This window comes from Endozoicomonas sp. (assembly GCF_031844845.1).
Taxonomy (GTDB): Bacteria; Pseudomonadota; Gammaproteobacteria; order Pseudomonadales; family Endozoicomonadaceae; genus Endozoicomonas.
In genome coordinates this window covers 1-17,449 of record NZ_JAVRMB020000053.1, presented here as the reverse complement: position 1 = coordinate 17,449, position 17,449 = coordinate 1, and the positions used below count along the sequence as shown (strand labels likewise).

Genomic DNA, 17,449 nt, shown 5'->3' with positions numbered 1-17,449 from the left:
AATTATTGTGTAACAGGATGGTAGAAAAATCAGAAAAATCCAGATTTACATGGGGGGTGCAACAGAAGGAACAGCAGAAGGAACAGGACATCCATAAATTTCAAGAAGGAACAGAAGAAGGAACAGAAGAAGGAACAGAAGGAACAGGACATCCATAAATTTCTATTCGTCTAGATTAAACTAACGTTCTACTTAAGCTTTCGCCCTGAATTTATGGATGTCCTGTTTATGAGCCCTGGTTTATTCCTGTTTATTCGTCGAATTTATGGATGTCCTGTTTATTCCTGCCAGATAGGAAGGAACAGGACATCCATAAATTTCTATTCGTCTAGATTAAACTAACGTTCTACTTAAGCTTTCGCCCTGAATTTATGGATGTCCTGTTTATTCCTGGGTCTTGAAACGTGCATTGCTGCCAATGAAAGGTCTGACCTCGTGATCTTTTACCCAGAGGTATCCCTGAAGAACTATAAGTAATAGTTCTGTCAGCAATGCTGACATCGTGGTTATTGACACATAATGGCGCCTTGTTCAGTATAAAGACCGAGCCTGTTCAGGCTGGAATAATTCGTATGAAGACGCGAATGTTTGATTAATCGTTAAATAAACAAGGAGGATAGTATGTATGCTGGCAATGTCACATTGAAACAGGGAAGCCAATTTAACTTGAACAGAGCCGTGGGTACCAATGATAAAACCACCACCGATTCTGAACACAGCGGGGAACGATCAGGCATAAAATTTGGAAGTAAACGTGTTCGCCATGACAAAGGGATTTCTAAATTAGACAACAAAATAAACCATGCCGGCCAGTATAAACATTTTCGAAATGATCCTGCCCTCCAGCAAACTGTCATAAAAGAAACGGAATTGTGTCAGAAATTTCTTCCCTCAACATCACACTTGCCTTTCTCCAGCCTTCAATCCTATGAGCAGCAGGTAAAACAAGTAAAAGGAGGTTCTCTTGTCGCTCCCGTTGAGATCCAACCCAAGAAACAATACCTGAGTTTAGTTGCTGAATTGATTGACAACCAACTTCCCGGCGCAGACATTCCCCAAGGAGATATTGATAACATGGCTCTTGGGCTTGAATTCGCTGGAGTTACAGCGGAAGAGATTGAAAACAGAAATTACCAGATTATAAAGCCAGGTCCTGTTATATATACATGGACGGCCCTATATGGGACAACTATTTTCAATGGCCATGATTTGGGTGAGCCAGACCAAATATCTAGACACTTTAATTATGTTGATCGAATAAAAGATCAGGCTGGTAAACTAAAAAAACAAGGTGTTCCAGTATTGGTTATATATTCTGAAAGCAATATGGACGATGGTCAAATTAAAATTATGGAATCTATTTTTAATGACAGTGACAATATTGTAGTTCTTAATATTGAAAGGGAATTAAACCATCTTGGTGAGTTTAAAAAAATATTAATAGAGCCAAACCATTATCATCGGAAAGATTCTAACCCAGCTAAATTTTGTGAGCATATATTAGATAGAATCAGGATTGCTGCCCTCATTGAGGGAAAAAACACTTTAAGTGCGGCATTGGAAAAAGCAAAAAAGACCGATAAAAAACAAGTGGAAGAGAAACTAAAATTAGAAGATTTCACATCATTAATGTATACAGATACGGACAATAGCTGGTTTGACCGTGTCCCATATATGGTTGCACCTGATGGGATGTACAGTTTCCCATCGATGAGTTTTGATTTTACTTTGTCAAACTTCTCAAGATACTGTGAAGAGCACTCCGTACCAGACGACCTGAAAGAAAAAATCACAAGGCACCAGAAATATTTAAGCAACTACCCGGTTATGCGACCCATGGCAGAAATGTCTCAGGAACAACAGGAAATAATACAAAAAATAAAAAAACATGATAAATATCAGTGGAACCATGAGGATGCCCAGACATCGTTCAGCTTTATGTTCTCAGAGTTTCAGGAAAACTTCACTACGGTTATTGATCAGTGGAAAAAACAGGGATTACCGAGTTTATTAAAAAAGGAATTTGATAATATAGATCCAATAATATGGAGTGGTGACAACGGGCTTATATCGGTTAACCTTGCCGAGAAATGTAAATTTACCAATAAATTTATTGGTTACCCCCCTGTTGTTGATTTTTTTGAAGGCGAAGATACACCTCACCGTCTTGCAGCTATTCAGTGTTGGCGCTATTTTTATGGCGGTCATGATGAATCTTGGCAGCTAACTAAGCTATTGGGGAGACCTTTGGTTTATCCGAATTGGTAGAGCAAGATTCTGGATGAAGTCTTTCAACTCGCATTTATTTAAAATGAAAGACCATTCCAGATTTTGGCATGCATGTCCTATTAAAAAACTCATCACTCCCCCTTCAATCTCGCAACAACACCCCCAACCACTACCAAAGCCGACCTATCCAGGTACTCATCACACAAATTCCAGTAATACTGGTGCCAGGACTCAAAATCCCGTTTCCAGTTCTGCCGATGAATTTTGCAACGATTGATGATTAGGCTGGTTGGATACAGATGCCGCTCGCTGACAACATAGCTCCGGTAATCCATTACGCTGTAAGCGACCACATCACGAATTATTGCTTTAGTCACTCCTCGGTATACACGGTCAATGCTGCTGAAATTATCCCTCACGTCCTGATCCAACCAACGGAAGAACCGGGCTTGCTCTGGCAGGTACTCCTGCGTTCTTGGTCCATAAGCCCATTTCGCCCACGATCTGAACGGTTCCTCTAAATTCTCCACTGCACTGATAATCATCCCGGCCTCGACAGCATCACAGATTTTTATGTTGGTATTTTGCTTACCGCTCTGATCTTCCTTGTAGAAACCAACCGGGTTAAACTCAGCCAGGGCTTCCTCCCGCTTTTCATCGCTGAAACGGTGTGCCTTTCGACCCTTTTGACCCTTTTGACCCTTTTGACCCTTTTGACCCTTTTGACCCTTTTGACCCTTTTGACCATTTGACCCCGGTTTTGATTTTAAGAGCCCAGGGACGGGAACTTTTTACTGATTGGCTTGTCGAAAATGCAAAGAAATACAAATGGTTAACTCCCCATCACATTCAGCAATCACATTCAATAAGTTAAAAAGAGTGTTTATTTTGAGGAAAGAAAATAATGGATCCAACTAAATCTACTAACAGCGCAACCGCTCTCACTGTTAATGAACATACGAGGTCATCTAAAGTCAAGAGGAGTTTCGCTATGATGACCGTTATACCCGTCGAAGATCCTCTGCCTTCTACGAAAAGGCAAGAAAAATATAGCAGTTCAGGGAGTAACCTACCCTCTTCAAAAGATATATCCAGTTATAATTTAGTCCATAAGGAGCGGGGTTCCGACCACCGAAAAAGATCGGTGCAATATCCGGTTACCGATAACTCCAAGCCGCGTAAGGTCCCATTATTGGATACACCTTTACTTACCCTGGATAATGATCTGCGAAGGATAAGAGCAACATTATATTTAACCAGGTGTCTGAACGGTAATTACCTGATAAAACTTGATGGTTATTATAACTCTCCAGTATTGGAACCTACATCTTTTCCCGATTGGTTGTACGAATCTCAAGGTATAGATAAAGTTACATTCCGTACTATTTGTAAGCGTTTTAAAGACCGTAGTATTGGTCAAGAAATAATGAGTACACTGAATCAACTGGACAGTATAAAAGATGAAGATATCAACAGGGATCTTGATGAGAATAGTAGAATTACCCAGCCCCTCAGGGATATCATGGATAGGCCACTATCAAACCTACCAGATCTGCAAACCACTACTACTAGAGGAGTAATTGTTAAGCTGTATGAATACTCTAAGGATTGTGCTTTTGGTTTTCGCAGCTGCTGGCTTCCCAGTATATGGGCTATCGGACGTAATGGTCACAATTATGATACTTGTGAGAAAATAAAAACAAAATTACTTGATGATATAATGAACGGAGACATCACACTCCGCCCAGTGGTTCAAGGATTTTTTTATTTAAATGTAAACACTGCTATAAATATGCTTAATACGCATGCAAAAGAAATAACAGCGCAAGAACAGGGCAGATGCCCAACCCTTTCCCGGTCGCTTTCCACAATCTCTATGCCTCCGTCCATAGAACATAAAGTCTCACTATTGAATCAACTGTTAATTACCACGCATAATGATCCGCGAAAGATAAGCGCAATATTATTTTTAACCAGGTGCCTGAACAATAAAGACCTACAATATCTTGGTGGTCGTTTTAACATGCCAGTGATAAAGGTTACCTCTTTTCTCGATTGGTTATACCAATCTAATATAGAGGAGAACGTTACATTCCGTACCATATGTGACGTTTTTCAAGACTCTGTTATTGGTAAAGACATACAAAGTAAACTGGATCAACTGGATCGTATACAAAATAAAGATGTTAACAGGGATCTTGATGAGAATAGTAGGATTTCCCTATCCCTCAGGGCTATTATGGATCTGCCTTTTTCAGAACTACCAAGTTTGGATATAGAAAATGTTATTTTTAAGTTGCAACACATTGCTAACGAATGTTCTGCTGATTTTCGCTGCTGCTGGCTTCCCTGTATATGGGCTATTGGACGTAATGGTTACAATTATGAGACTCAGGATCAAATGAATAGACAATTAGTTGCTGAGATAATCAATGCAGACATCACACTCCGCCCTGTGGTTCAAGGTTTTTTTCATTCAAATGTAAACACTGCTATAAATATGCTTAATACGCATGCAAAAACAATATCAGAGATAAAAGAGTTGGAAACGATCACAGCAAGCGTGAGCAATAAAACTACTGAACTTAAGCAAACATCCGTACTAAAGTCACCCTCTCGAGAAGAAAATAACCAACTGCATGATTCATCTCTATTACTTGAAATAACAAAGTCACAGATACCGGAAAATGTCGATACTTTGCAACTCAATAAAAGATCAGTATTGGATCTTTTTATTTTTCCCTTTGATGAAGACCCAAGAAAAATAAGAGTAATTATATTATTAAATAACCTGTTCGGCCCTAAGGATATCCAAACGCTTGATGGTCTGTATAATACGCCACTGAGAGGTGTGAAAACATTTTTAGAGCTCTTATATCAAACAAATAACCTAACACCGATTACATTTCATCAACTACTTAAATCAATGATATTTTTAAGCATAAGCGAGCCTAATAAATTAGACATAAAAAGACAACTGAATAAAATAAATGATGAGAATATTAACAAAGACCTTGATAACGATGAGAGAATAAGCCCAGCCCTTAAGGCGATTCTTGATCAGCGAATTTCAATATTGAAAGATTATAATGGCTTTGATACTGCGATGACTTCAGCAAAACCATATGCCAATCATTTTTCTGACCTGCGATGCTGGCTTCCGGCTATATTGGCATCTGGATTAAATGCCAACCATTATATTGATTCTGGTATATCCGTAGATCAATTGCTCTGTGATATATACCTCGCAGATATCACGCTTCGCCCAATAGTTGAAGGCTTCTTTTACTTAGATAAGAACTATAAAGTAGATCCTGTAGATTTTTTTAATCAACTGGCAAAGAATATTGATGGCGCCATTTCATTTAATAGTGGCAGTATGGTAAGAGCTCGGAAGAAAGATATTCCTGATACTGATTCATTTCCGATAGTTAAAAAAAGTAAAACTAAGGCTAACCATTCGTGGGACAGTTCTATAATGCCCTATTACAGCTCGTCAAGGAAAGTAAATGATATTAAGTCAAGAGCAATATTTCTAATAAATAAAACTTTGCTGAAGAGTGATCTGAATTCTCTTGCCCTTGAAACTGGGAGGCAGAAACAACTTCAACGATGCGAAAATCTTTTCGATTTCATACTCGATATTCAGCCATATCGTATGCTTTCATTTCCTGATGTATTTAAAAGTATGCTACATCCTGTACAAGCAGAGGAATTAGAATTACAAATTTATAAGCTGTATAAAATAAAAGAAGACGATATTAATAAGGAGGTTGATGATCATAAAGATATGAGTAAAGAGCTGAAATCTATTCTGGATATGCGTCTTTCCAGCTTAAAAGCATATGGTATCAGTGAGACACTTTCTAAAGTAATAAATAAAAAACGTATGTTCGGTAGTCGTGTTATTTACTGGCTACCCAGTTTATGGGAAGCCGGATTAAATTATGCAAATTATAGTGGAGATAATATGCAACTAATCGTCAGCGATATATTGGATGCAGACATTACCCTTCGGCCAATAGTTAAAGGTTTTCTTTATGCAAATGAAATATTTATTGTGAACATATTTAATAATTTCGCAAAGACAATTGAAGAAAATTTGCAGGATATAGAAAAAATAGAGGCTGAGATTACCCATGCCAGCGAAACGACCATTGAACTACACGACCATACTCCAACGTTCAAAAAATCCGAATTATTTACCAGCCCTATAGATGCAGAACATAACGACCCAAGGATGATAAGAGCAATGTTCGCACTGTTTCGTTTGATGTCACCTCCTGACCTTTTAATGCACTTGAATTTGTTATTGAATCGACCACAGCTTGAGGACGTTAAATCCCCTGCTGATCTTATCTTCCGAAGTCGAACCTATCTTTATACATTCAGTGACTTACGTAAAAAGATTCAAGCAGCCGGGTATTCAGGTTTGGCAAGTCAATTCGATGATGTATTACTTGAACTGAATAACATAAAAGACGAAGATGTTAACAAGCATCTTGATGAGCATAGCAGGCTGGACAAATCTCTAAGGAAAATTTTAGATAGGAAACTGTGTGAGTATGAAGACAAGGGTATCATGGCCGCTATAATAAAAGCGGGAGAAATGACTGGAGATTATTGGATTGATGCCTGGCTGCCCAGCATAATGGAAGTAAGATCGAACTATAGTAGCATAAAAGGACATAAGCACCACTTATACAATTTGATAATTACTAACGGAATCACTTTTCGTACAGTTATCCAGGGATTTTTGTATTCAGGAAAAATCACTGCAATCTACCCTCTTAATGATTTCGCAAAGAAGATGGAGCTGGAGTAATACAATAAGTGCAACAGACTGAAACTTGAGATGTGAGACAGCTGTTGGTAGATTTCTAAGTTGTCACACTCTGAAATGGAAGTCCGGAATGAGCACTCAAACCAAACACTACGAACAGCTGACTCAAGGCAAACGATACCAGCTTCTGCCGAAAGGTAGCCACGTCATTAGTTTCCTCTAAATAGTTCAACAGCTCATCCACCCGCTTTCCATACATTGATTGGTACTTTGTGCTGAGGTATTCGGCGGCATCCACCAGTGATTGCAATCAGCCCGATGGTTCGCTCGTTTCTGGGTAAGGCTGTATATCTCGGCAAACTCCGGGGGTAATTCTGGCGATCCGCCACCCATGGGTGGCAGTGGACTATCGGCTTTCTTCTTCCAACCGTCCCCATAGGTCTCCCGAATATAGTCTTCGGTGGGTTCATAGCCGAGGGTGCTGATTTTATTGTCCCGTTCTGCCCTAACCATCAAATCTTCTTCTGGCTCTGTCTTTCTCCATACTCTGGGCGGTGTAGCGTACGGGAAATTCCACTCGGTAAGCCAGATGACCACCTGCTGGTTGAAGCTCTCACAAATCAGATCAGCATCACTCTTGATCACCGATGCCTGCACGTCCTGATGAAAACCGGGGTCGGAAAACCGGGGTAGAGTCTTGAATCTTGAATTTATTAAAAGTGAAGGATCAGCCCCTTTGCAATACAGTACTCATTCCCCGCGTTAAACCTCCTCTTCATACTGCACCAGCTCAGGCGCAGCGTCTTTTATTTCTCCATTCTGAATAAATGCCTTCTGTCGGGCTGTAACTGACTCGCGCTTTACGGTAATAACCGAGCTATCCCTTAGCCCTGCCTGACTGGTGCCGTTGCCATTATTAGCGGTGATCGTTGCAACGACACTCACGCCTTCCGGAATCAGAGCTTTGAATTGCTGACAGATGTTGGTGTTGGCCATAATATCTCCTCCTTTTTTGCTTTTCTGAAAGCCACAAAAAAGGGCAATGCCCGAAAGCACCGCCCTTCTTGTCCCCACCTTACGTGAAGTTAGAGACTACAATATTGCAGACCGACCATTACAGTGGTCGAATATCTTCAGCCTGTGGGCCTTTCTGACCCTGGGTCACTTTGAATTCAACTCGCTGGCCTTCAGCCAGAGACTTGAAGCCATCGCCAGTGATTTGACGGAAGTGAGCAAATACGTCTGGTCCGCCGTTATCTTGAGCGATGAAACCAAAACCTTTCTCGTCGTTGAACCACTTAACAGTACCGGTAGTAGTAGACATAGTCATAACCTGAATATTAATAATAAATTTCGCCTTGCAATAAGGCGGTAAAGCTAGAAGTTTATTATTGCTTATGAAGAGTATGGCGAGTTACTACACTCGGAACATTAAATCTATGCATAAAGAATAAATCACACTTTTAACGTCGGCCATTATACATAAGATTTCCCTAATGGCTATGGGCAATTTCATGAAATTTATAGCAAAATATACTCAACCATTGATGTGGTGATGCCTAAACGATATAAGAGAAGAAAAGCAAGAAAAAACAAGAAAAGGACACCCAGAAATATAGAAAACTGCACACAGAAAAATCAGCTACATTCTTAACCGTTTAATACATTGCGCGGCATTATCCAACCAGTGATCGTTCAGATATTATCTGACCAAATGATGCTTTCTGGAGTGAGAAAAAATGAAAGGAAATTTTACCTGAACGATGCGAATCTGTGTCTACCAGCTACTTGGATGTGGGAAATTTTGAAGACTCCCACCTCACTGCAGATAGATGGTTTGACTGTTGCGCTCCAAAAACAAAACCCCGTAAAACGGGGTTGTAGTGCTGACGAGCAGCGTTAACGATTTTTATTGTTATTGGAGTGGTATATATTCTTTTTCCCCTTTACCTCAGGGAATTCCGACATTTAACGCCTTTCTCTTTAGAAGCTGACTTGTTTCGGCTACCCCTGAAGGAATGGCTGCAGAATACGTAGTTTCCGCACACAATGAATTGATCCAGATCACAAAATAAAGAGACTGTCGTTTAAATCATTCAAAGTGATCACAAGACAACCACCGCAAACACTGTTCAATCTGATGATGAGTATACCCTGCGAGTTCTGATGCTCAGGGCAATGGCCCACCGGAATGAAACTTATCAATACCAGCTATCCATTACGGTTGACCGGAACGGATCCCTATCACGCTTCATTACAACGCCTGCAATCTCAGGCGTTGTGCTTTTCTCTGGTAATTGTCCCAATTATCCTGTTTTTCGATTGGCTATATTATTCTGCCTCCTTTTCTCTTTAAAGCATGTTTTATGACATCCCCCATGTACAGCCAGTACGCCAATGAATATGCACAGGCGATTACCAGTAATGTTTACAATGCACTTCTTGAGCGCCCGTCGATGCTGGCGATGCTGCCTGATCTGCAGGAAAAGTCGATTCTCGATTTGGGGTGTGGACCGGGTGCCTATGCAGAGCACTTTCTTAACCAGGGCGCCAGCGTTACTGCTGCTGATATTTCAGCGAAAATGGTGAAGATGATTCAGGAGCGGCTTGGTGAACGGTTAACGGCTTATGTTGCTGATTTGAACCATGGGCTCCCGCAGGAGCAGGATTCATCTTATGATCTTGTGATCTGCCCACTGGTTATTCATTATATTGAAGACCTGAACCACCTGTTCGACGATATTCGACGTGTGCTTAAAGGCGGTGGTTCGTTTTTCTTTTCCACCCATCACCCTCTGGCGGACTTTGAGGCTTCACCTTCCGGTAATTATTTTAGCCGTGAGTTGATTATTGAAGAGTGGGACACTATTGGTTACCCGGTTCAGGTACAGTTTTACCGTCGCTCGTTGACCGAACTGTTTAATACCATAGCCAGTGCTGGTCTTTATGTGGCTACCTTAAGCGAAGGCTGTCCTTCTGAAGCGATGAAAGATATCTCACCAGGGTCTTACGATTACCTGTCGAAGAACCCGAACTTTCTTTTTATCGAGTGCAAAGTGGTCGCCTGATAACGTTTTTTCAGGCTTGAATCGACATTAAACAACAATAGATAGACTGGAGTTGTATCTTTTGAACCCCATTGTCACCGCCGTCAGCTCCAGCGCAGAGCACAGCTTCAGTAAACAGAACCAGCCTTTTATTACATTGATCGAAGGTGTAGGTGTCGAAGGTGATGCCCACGCCGGTAAAACCATCAAGCATATTTATCTGTTGAAGAAAGATCCATCTCGCCCCAATTTGCGTCAGGTTCACCTTATCCAGGCAGAGCTGTTTGATGAGTTATTGGCAAAAGGATTCACCATTGAAGCAGGCCAGCTGGGTGAGAACATTACCACCCGGGGCATTGACCTTCTAGCACTACCAACAGGCAGTCGTTTATCCATTGGCGACAGTGTTGTTATTGAGTTAACGGCTTTGCGCAACCCCTGTGTTCAAATCGATAATTTTCAGAAGGGTCTGTTAAAGGCCATGATCCATCGGGGTGAAGATGGCAAGGTTATCCGTAAATCAGGCGTCATGGGTATTGTGATATCCGGCGGCAAGATTATGCCTGAAGACACCATCAGCGTTGACCTGCCCGTTAAGCCCCACCAGCCATTGGAATATGTCTGGTGACAATAATTAATCCTACCGATAAGTCGAACTGTCCTCACCTGTATGATTTGTTTACAATCATCACTATGAAATGCTCATGGACTGCGCTTAAAGCGATTGTTTAACTGAATAAAAATTATGAAATCATTTAAAGAAATACTCAAAGAGTCACTGTTTTTCTTCAAAAGCAATGTTCGTAGCATCTGCGCCATCGTATTGCCTTTTATTATCCCCCTGGAATTATTCTATGGAATCTGCGATGCGCTGTATCAGGACGGCAATGATTCAATTTTATGGCTAGCCTCAGGTATTGGGCTATTGTTGACACCTATCTATCAGGGCGCATTGATCCTCTTTTTAGCGTCCGTACTGACGGATAAATATCTCCCCGTGAAAACGTATTACCAACGGGCGCTGAAGTTCTGGTTACCACTTATGGCTGTCTATATTTTGTCTTTCCTGGCCACCATGGGAGGATTTATGCTGCTGATCATTCCCGGTCTGATTGTTATGGGCAGGCTGGCTTTTGCCGAGTTTTACTGCCTGCTTCACAACAAGAGTGGTTATGAGGCCTTATGGGCCAGTTGGAAAAGCAGTCGCAGTGAACAATGGCAGCTGGTCGCTGGATTAGTCCTTATCCCTGTAGCCATCACCATTCCGTTATTGCTGCTTGAATCTTTTCTTGAGCTGTTGGGTCTTACAGGGCCAGTATTCACTTTTGTTTCCGGTGTTATAAGCTCTGTTCTTTTCACCTTGACGACGATCTTTGCATTCAGAATTTATACCCTTGAGCCTGACCGGTTTACCGGCTCAGATATTCCTGAAAAAGTTGAAGATTCCTCTGAATCATGACCAGAAATCAGCTTTCACTGACCTTTGTGGCTCTCTTCTCATTTGCCGCCTTTGGCAGTGAGTTGAAACCTTTTGTCAGTGATGGCTGCAGCCGTTTTCCAGATGGTTTGATTAGCCAACAGGATTTATGGCTTCACTGCTGTATTGAGCACGACTTTGCTTATTGGAAAGGTGGAACTTCAAAGGAACGGCTTCATTCCGACCAGGAACTGAGACAGTGTGTCGGTGAAACAGGGCATCCACTGATTGGGATGCTGATGTTCGGTGGGGTTCGTCTGGGCGGTAGCCCATTGTGGCCCACCCCTTTTCGCTGGGGATTTGGCTGGGACTATCCTCGCATCTATGGCCCTCTATCACCAGAAGAACTAGAGCTGGCTGAGTCCCAAACCAGGAAGCTGGAACATGATGCTGATGGAATAAACAGCATCAATACCACTGAAATAGCTCACTGACTGAATTCCTGTTAGCCCCCCTCAGGCACAAATGAATGGTGTCGGTGACGGATCAACCAGGCACCGTTGTGATTTTCCAGGAACAACGTCATGCGTTTTGTCCGGTCATTACTGTTTTCTGCCTTATGAGTCAAGCAGAGACAGGCCGCCTCGCCATACACATACACGGTATAGCGTTCTTCGATTTTCGACATAAACTCATGGGCACTGAAATAGTCTTTCCAGTGCTGTTCCAGCTCTGATTTACTATTGATGTCCGCATACAAACCGAAACTGGTGATATCATCTTCGGCCACAAATTTTGCCATCGCCTTACTGATATCTTTCTCTTTAAATGCCTGCCCTATATCGTGGATCAGCTGCTTGAAAGGAGCCAGAGCTTCCCCGGTAACCTGTGACGTCATGTTAAGTTCTTCCTCTGCAGAAAAATTGACGGTTACAGTATAGGTGGGATATTTTCCAGCGGATGCGATGCAATGGGTAAAGATCAGTAAAAACCGGGCAGCACAATTTTTCCAGCCTGAAGAATAATACCCGAGAGTTAATGACCAGGATCTCAAATAAGTTTCTTGTTCACAGCTTTTTGATTGTACCTTCTGCTCCCCATGCTCAGAGCACATGGATTTTATCTGTCCAAATCGCAGTGGAGACCTTCTGCAGCGACCAAGACGAACCAGAACGACCCTGTACGTCAGCCTCTCATAGATGAAACAAAAATTCTTTGACAAAGAATAGACATTAAATTTCAAGATACCGGCGGTTTACAACCCTGAATATAAATGTCAATAATCGTTGGAATTATTAAGAAACCCAAAGATGTTTGTTGCTCCAAAGCTGATATTTAAAAAGGCACCGGGTATCTGCGGAAAACGTCATTGATACCGGCCAGCACCTCCTCTGACAATGGGAGATGGTACGCCTCGATATTTTCCTTAAGCTGTGCCAGCGAGGTTGCACCAATAATGGTGGAGGTAACCCCCTCCATTTGATAAACCCAGGCCAGAGCCATTTGCGCCAGCGAGAGGCCATGACGTTCTGCCACTGCGAGATAACCCTCAATAGCCTTATGGGTTAGCGGTGTATCACGGAAAAGGCCATTTCTCTGCCCGATGGACCATCTTGAGCCTTCGGGTATCTGACCGTTGCGATATTTACCAGAGAGTATCCCGCCCGCCAGTGGTGACCAGGGAAGACAGGCAACATCATTCAGAACACAGGATTCCAGCAGGTAAGGGGAATCCTTGGCATGTAGCAGGTTAAATTCATTCTGTATGGATACCATTGCGGGCAGGTCATGTTTTTCACTGAGGCGGACGTACTCACCTATTCCCCAGGGCGTATCATCAGACAAGCCACAGTAACGTATCTTCCCTGCTTTAATGCAATCAGCCAGACCGCCCAGAATATCCAGCATTTCGACTTCCTGCTGTGCCCGGTCTACTTGAGTATGAGAAACTATGCCCGGCCAGTGCTTGCCAAAGTGTGGTGAAATCCGGTTAGGCCAGTGCAGCTGATAAAGGTCAATACAATCTATGTTCAGGCGCTTCAGCGAGCCTTCCACGGCTTCTTTGATACTCCTGCCACTGATGGGGCTGGCCTGTCGAATCCAGGGCAAACCTACACCCGAAATTTTTGTGGCAATCACCAGGTCATCACGCTTGCCGGGGTTGGCCCGAACCCATTCACCAATGAAACGTTCTGTTTCACCACTGGTTTCAGCATTTGGTGGAACCGGATACAACTCTGCCGTATCGATAAAGTTGATCCCCTGGTCCACGGCATAATCAATCTGCTCAAAGGCATCTGCCAGAGTATTCTGCATACCCCAGGTCATCGACCCCAGACAAACCTCAGTCACTTCCAGCTCACTGCATCCCAGTTTAATTTTTTTCACTGTCTGGCTCCTCAGTCATATTCTCAAGAATTAAAGTGCTATCCGTCTTTTGTATTACAGTAGCGCCCTTCTTTCTTTAAACGTCGGCGGGTCATGGCATCATACCCCCGGGTCAGGCACTGCCTGACCCCCGGCAGCGAGATCAGGATGCCCAGCAACCGCCAGTGCGGAAGGTGGCGTAACAGGAAACTATAGCTGCTCATACTGGTGAGAATGGTGCCATCCTCACAGAGAATATGCAGTTGCTCCACCGCTTTTTGTGGACTGATACCCAGGGTTAGCAATACATCATCCTGACCGGTAATATCAAACCATTCAATATCACAGGTATAAGGTTGCCCCCTCCATTTGGCCAGTGCCCGAAGACAGATTGGACATGCTCCATCATAAAAGACAGTCACTTTCATGCTTAATCACCGAATTCAACTCTGGCTGACTCATTAAGTAAAATTTTCCTGATCCAAACCAGAGATAAGAGTAAATCGTTCAACCGAAGCCAGAAGCTGCAATAGCCAAAAACCGGTCACTTGTATTTTATACAATATAAACGGAAGGTCGGCATCCCTGGATCCATAGCCAGAGGTCTGGCCGGGTTTCTTATTAGTAAATGAATGTGTTAGCCTGAAATAGAAAACAATCAGAATAACAGAGCCGATAAATTGATTAACCGATCGACCTTAACAAAGGTCGAAGTGGCCAGCTCAACAGATCAGCTACGTTAAAGATCAAGTAGAGATATGGCCAGTCAGGTTGACCTTTATCAGGGATTGATAAACGGGAGCCTCTGTCGTGTATATTCTGCGATTGAATACTGCCGGTCAACCGGTTGAATGGCTGACCTGGCAGGAAGCAGTATGCCTTTATTCCAGAGAATTAGTGGTTTGGAGTCTGGGAGACATTATTTACCGAATCCACGGTGGCTATAACCGTTGGCTTGAAGATCGAACGATTATTGAGTTGCCAAGTATTGTTGCCTGCGGTGGAAAACGACTTTTCCCCTGCCGAAACAACCCTGCCCTCACCAATTACTCGCTATTTGAAAGAGACAACCATCAATGCATGTATTGTGGTCACTTTGTTAAACGCAGGGAGTTGACACGGGATCATATCCTGCCCAAATCCAGGGGAGGTCTTGACGACTGGATGAATGTCGTCGCCTCATGCCGACGCTGTAATCAGTTTAAAGGTGACAAGCTGCTAAAAAATACGAATATGTCACTGATCGCCCTGCCCTATCGCCCCAATGCTTCTGAATATCTGGCACTGGTAAATAGCCAGCGCATCCTGCCTGAACAGGCGGATTACCTCAGTACTCAGTTTTCCAGGAATTGTCGCTGGAAAAGTCGCAACCACAATAAATCATCAGCCATATTGCAGCCCCGTTAATAGAAAACATACGCCAGTGCCTCTGTCGATGAGGCAGGGGCTGGTGTAGAATCGCGACCTCTTGACTATAGACCGGAATAAGCAATGCCCCTGACTCTCGACAAAGATGGTTACCTGACCAACCTTGACGACTGGAATACTGATGTGGCCAATCAACTGGCCACCCTTGAGGGTATTGTTCTGACTGAGCCCCATTGGGAAATCATCCATACACTCAGGGCTTTCTATCAACAGTATGAACTGGCACCCAGCCAGCGCCCATTTGTTAAACATATTGCCAATACCCTGGGTAAAGACAAAGGCAATAGCATTTACCTGATGACACTATTCCCTGAAAGTCCTGCCAGGGTTGCAGCACGAATTGCCGGACTGCCAAGACCCACCAACTGCTTCTGATTCGTTAATGACTCATCAACAGAAGCAATAACTTCGGTAATCATAAACCTGAGCTGGTTAAGATTTTTCTCATCGACAGCACTTCCCTGACAGTCTTGCTCAAGGTCTGTCAATAGTCGATCCAGAGGAGTTGCTGCTTCGCTGACAGGCTGAAAGCCAAAGGTACCAGCGGAATCAAAAAGGTTATGAGCGATAATTTTCATTTCAGAAAATGCCTGACTATCGGTAAAGCAAAGCAAAGCGAAGCAAAGCGAAGCAAAGCGAAGGTTCCTGCTGAAGCACCTTCATCTTTTCAGATATAACTTCCAGTTTGTTTAGGTAATCACGACGAATCTCAGCCAACATCTGGTCATATTTTTCTACATTATCCATTGACAGGCACGCTCTGCGATAGTTATTCAACGGCTCGGCAAAGTCCTGAAAAACTGAAGACCAACAAATAGACTGCCTCTGTTGTCTAACTGACCCATAACACGGACAAATCTGCACCCTTTTCCGCCTATTACTTATTGAACATAACGGCCTAACCCCATAAAGTTCCTGCCCTTCTCATGCATAGAACGGAAGTATCATGAGTTGTATCATCAGTCACCGGGGTTCTTAATGAAGCAAACCAATCATTTTGTCGCTGTAGAAGCCAACATTGCGGCGGGAAAATCAACTCTTCTGCCCAAACTCGCGGCTGAACTTGGCTGGGAAGCCATCCAGGAACCGGTTAATGACCCAGAATTTACACGACTGCTTAAGGATTTTACTGACCACCCTGCCGATGCCGTAAAACGTATTCAATTTCAGGAATACATTACCAATCGCCGGGCGAATATTGTTCAGCAGTTACCCACTGACCGTAACTATCTGATCGAACGATCTCTCTATTCGGATCTGATATTTACCCAGGCAAACTTCCTCGGTATGGCCATACCGGATGAGCGCTATATGCTGCATTATTGTGCCATACAACGAAGACTGAACGATTACCCTGTTATCAGTGCTGTCGTTTATCTGAGAACGGCACCAGAAACTGCCCATAGCCGTCTGGTTGAAAGAGCAAGGACTGCGGAGGATGGAACGCCTCTGACCTATCTCTGCGATATCCATAACTACCACGAGGCTATTCTGCCACAGATTTGTCGCTCAATGGGCACGCCGTTGATTACTGTGGACTGGGATGAATTTGGATGTGAAAAGGGGCTGGCAAAGCAATTATTAGAAGCGATCCCCTCATTGGCTGAGTAGTAATAAATGTGCCAGTTGTCGAGACAACCAGTATCAGCCCCTCACTATCCCATCACATTTAGGAACTGTCCTGAAATAACTTCCACATTTTGAACTCATTCTCCGTTCACCCTGAGCGGAGTCGAAGGGTGTCTGGCACGATCTATCATGGCCCGGAGTTTAAGCCCTTCGACAGGCTCAGGACGAACGGGGTCTGGAGGCTCGGAAATGTGGAAGTTATTCAGGGACAGTTCCTTAGCACTTAAATACGGCACCGGTCAGATGCCGTAAAAGTACATCAAGACCTCCATAATTAATTCATACAAAAAGTACTATTTTTTTGCATTCTTACCAGTCAAACCGATCCGTATCTGCATTTTATCGTTAATAATACCTCAAGTAGCATTTTTTAACGGTTTGGCCTACATGAAGTTTTTCCTAACGTTCGTTTTACTATCATTCTGTTCGCTTTGTTCAGCCACCGGTTTTCTACTGGATCAGCAAATTGATCAGTTTCTTCAACCTGTCTCTGTTTTATGTACCAGCATTATTTTCTACAGCATTACACTTCAGGGTATCGATATACCA

The 17,449-nt window shown here is 43.0% G+C and carries 17 protein-coding genes and 1 pseudogene; 10 read left to right on the top strand and 8 right to left on the bottom strand.

Features of this window, described 5'->3' with window-relative positions; translation table 11 throughout:
* The first annotated feature begins 621 nt into the window (after positions 1-621).
* Positions 622-2,268, top strand: coding sequence for a hypothetical protein (locus tag RM811_RS02360; RefSeq protein ID WP_402520392.1), 1,647 nt, complete (start codon positions 622-624; stop codon positions 2,266-2,268).
* 92 nt (positions 2,269-2,360) lie between these two features.
* Here RM811_RS02360 and RM811_RS02355 read toward each other — a convergent pair whose 3' ends face one another.
* Positions 2,361-2,774, bottom strand: a complete 414-nt coding sequence (locus RM811_RS02355) for a hypothetical protein (protein WP_402520390.1) — start codon at positions 2,772-2,774, stop codon at positions 2,361-2,363.
* A gap of 446 nt (positions 2,775-3,220) precedes the next feature.
* Here RM811_RS02355 and RM811_RS02350 point away from each other — a divergent pair, with 446 nt between their 5' ends.
* Complete coding sequence (locus RM811_RS02350) at positions 3,221-7,054, top strand: hypothetical protein (RefSeq protein ID WP_402520388.1); 3,834 nt, start codon at positions 3,221-3,223, stop codon at positions 7,052-7,054.
* A gap of 186 nt (positions 7,055-7,240) precedes the next feature.
* Here RM811_RS02350 and RM811_RS02345 read toward each other — a convergent pair whose 3' ends face one another.
* The 3 genes from RM811_RS02345 to RM811_RS02335 all read right to left on the bottom strand — a co-directional run bounded on the left by RM811_RS02345 (position 7,241) and on the right by RM811_RS02335 (position 8,336).
* The gene (locus RM811_RS02345; protein WP_402520386.1) at positions 7,241-7,669 is read right to left on the bottom strand and encodes a DUF935 family protein; all 429 of its coding nucleotides are present in this window, start codon (positions 7,667-7,669) and stop codon (positions 7,241-7,243) included.
* Positions 7,670-7,774: 105 nt separating this feature from the next.
* On the bottom strand, positions 7,775-8,008 hold the full coding sequence (locus tag RM811_RS02340) for a hypothetical protein (RefSeq protein ID WP_402520384.1): 234 nt from the start codon (positions 8,006-8,008) through the stop codon (positions 7,775-7,777).
* Positions 8,009-8,126: 118 nt separating this feature from the next.
* Positions 8,127-8,336: a cold-shock protein gene (locus RM811_RS02335; RefSeq protein ID WP_252017873.1), complete on the bottom strand. Its 210-nt coding sequence runs from the start codon at positions 8,334-8,336 to the stop codon at positions 8,127-8,129.
* A 1,042-nt stretch (positions 8,337-9,378) separates the two neighbouring features.
* Here RM811_RS02335 and RM811_RS02330 point away from each other — a divergent pair.
* The 4 genes from RM811_RS02330 (at position 9,379) to RM811_RS02315 (ending at position 11,970) form a co-directional block, all read left to right on the top strand.
* The gene (locus RM811_RS02330; protein ID WP_402520382.1) at positions 9,379-10,080 is read left to right on the top strand and encodes a class I SAM-dependent methyltransferase; all 702 of its coding nucleotides are present in this window, start codon (positions 9,379-9,381) and stop codon (positions 10,078-10,080) included.
* A 61-nt stretch (positions 10,081-10,141) separates the two neighbouring features.
* Entirely contained in the window at positions 10,142-10,687 is a 546-nt protein-coding gene (locus tag RM811_RS02325; RefSeq protein WP_402520380.1) for an MOSC domain-containing protein, read from the top strand.
* 117 nt (positions 10,688-10,804) lie between these two features.
* Positions 10,805-11,518, top strand: coding sequence for a hypothetical protein (locus tag RM811_RS02320; protein ID WP_402520378.1), 714 nt, complete (start codon positions 10,805-10,807; stop codon positions 11,516-11,518).
* Positions 11,515-11,970, top strand: coding sequence for a hypothetical protein (locus RM811_RS02315; RefSeq protein ID WP_402520376.1), 456 nt, complete (start codon positions 11,515-11,517; stop codon positions 11,968-11,970). The genes RM811_RS02320 and RM811_RS02315 overlap by 4 nt, the downstream gene beginning before the upstream one ends.
* Positions 11,971-11,981: 11 nt before the next feature.
* Here the strand turns inward: RM811_RS02315 and RM811_RS02310 are convergent, their stop codons facing one another.
* Positions 11,982-12,374, bottom strand: a complete 393-nt coding sequence (locus RM811_RS02310) for a nuclear transport factor 2 family protein (RefSeq protein ID WP_402520374.1) — start codon at positions 12,372-12,374, stop codon at positions 11,982-11,984.
* A 178-nt stretch (positions 12,375-12,552) separates the two neighbouring features.
* Between RM811_RS02310 and RM811_RS02305 the strand changes: the two are divergent.
* A pseudogene (locus RM811_RS02305) lies at positions 12,553-12,675 on the top strand (DUF1272 domain-containing protein); the annotation flags it as partial.
* Between the two features lie 136 nt (positions 12,676-12,811).
* On the opposite strand, the gene RM811_RS02300 reads toward RM811_RS02305, so the two are convergent.
* Together RM811_RS02300 and RM811_RS02295 are read right to left on the bottom strand one after the other, a co-directional pair.
* Positions 12,812-13,864, bottom strand: coding sequence for an aldo/keto reductase (locus RM811_RS02300; RefSeq protein ID WP_402520372.1), 1,053 nt, complete (start codon positions 13,862-13,864; stop codon positions 12,812-12,814).
* A 38-nt stretch (positions 13,865-13,902) separates the two neighbouring features.
* On the bottom strand, positions 13,903-14,271 hold the full coding sequence (locus RM811_RS02295; protein ID WP_402520370.1) for a thiol-disulfide oxidoreductase DCC family protein: 369 nt from the start codon (positions 14,269-14,271) through the stop codon (positions 13,903-13,905).
* A gap of 382 nt (positions 14,272-14,653) precedes the next feature.
* Between RM811_RS02295 and RM811_RS02290 the strand changes: the two genes are divergently transcribed.
* Positions 14,654-15,250 (top strand): HNH endonuclease, encoded by a 597-nt coding sequence (locus RM811_RS02290; protein ID WP_402520368.1) that lies wholly within the window; start codon positions 14,654-14,656, stop codon positions 15,248-15,250.
* Positions 15,251-15,334: 84 nt separating this feature from the next.
* Positions 15,335-15,646, top strand: a complete 312-nt coding sequence (locus tag RM811_RS02285) for a TusE/DsrC/DsvC family sulfur relay protein (RefSeq protein WP_402520366.1) — start codon at positions 15,335-15,337, stop codon at positions 15,644-15,646.
* Positions 15,647-15,865: 219 nt separating this feature from the next.
* Here the strand turns inward: RM811_RS02285 and RM811_RS02280 are convergent, their stop codons facing one another.
* Positions 15,866-16,018, bottom strand: a complete 153-nt coding sequence (locus RM811_RS02280) for a hypothetical protein (protein WP_402520364.1) — start codon at positions 16,016-16,018, stop codon at positions 15,866-15,868.
* Between the two features lie 231 nt (positions 16,019-16,249).
* Between RM811_RS02280 and RM811_RS02275 the strand changes: the two genes are divergently transcribed.
* Entirely contained in the window at positions 16,250-16,882 is a 633-nt protein-coding gene (locus RM811_RS02275) for a deoxynucleoside kinase (RefSeq protein WP_402520362.1), read from the top strand.
* Positions 16,883-17,449 lie beyond the last annotated feature (567 nt).

Coding starts and splice junctions, on each gene's coding strand:
- RM811_RS02310 (WP_402520374.1), bottom strand. CDS start 12,374: ATGACGTCACAGGTTACCGGGGAAGCTCTGGCTCCTTTCAAGCAGCTG.
- RM811_RS02295 (WP_402520370.1), bottom strand. CDS start 14,271: ATGAAAGTGACTGTCTTTTATGATGGAGCATGTCCAATCTGTCTTCGG.
- RM811_RS02350 (WP_402520388.1), top strand. CDS start 3,221: ATGATGACCGTTATACCCGTCGAAGATCCTCTGCCTTCTACGAAAAGG.
- RM811_RS02355 (WP_402520390.1), bottom strand. CDS start 2,774: ATGATTATCAGTGCAGTGGAGAATTTAGAGGAACCGTTCAGATCGTGG.
- RM811_RS02275 (WP_402520362.1), top strand. CDS start 16,250: ATGAAGCAAACCAATCATTTTGTCGCTGTAGAAGCCAACATTGCGGCG.
- RM811_RS02340 (WP_402520384.1), bottom strand. CDS start 8,008: ATGGCCAACACCAACATCTGTCAGCAATTCAAAGCTCTGATTCCGGAA.
- RM811_RS02360 (WP_402520392.1), top strand. CDS start 622: ATGTATGCTGGCAATGTCACATTGAAACAGGGAAGCCAATTTAACTTG.
- RM811_RS02320 (WP_402520378.1), top strand. CDS start 10,805: ATGAAATCATTTAAAGAAATACTCAAAGAGTCACTGTTTTTCTTCAAA.
- RM811_RS02335 (WP_252017873.1), bottom strand. CDS start 8,336: ATGTCTACTACTACCGGTACTGTTAAGTGGTTCAACGACGAGAAAGGT.
- RM811_RS02330 (WP_402520382.1), top strand. CDS start 9,379: ATGACATCCCCCATGTACAGCCAGTACGCCAATGAATATGCACAGGCG.
- RM811_RS02280 (WP_402520364.1), bottom strand. CDS start 16,018: ATGGATAATGTAGAAAAATATGACCAGATGTTGGCTGAGATTCGTCGT.
- RM811_RS02285 (WP_402520366.1), top strand. CDS start 15,335: ATGCCCCTGACTCTCGACAAAGATGGTTACCTGACCAACCTTGACGAC.
- RM811_RS02315 (WP_402520376.1), top strand. CDS start 11,515: ATGACCAGAAATCAGCTTTCACTGACCTTTGTGGCTCTCTTCTCATTT.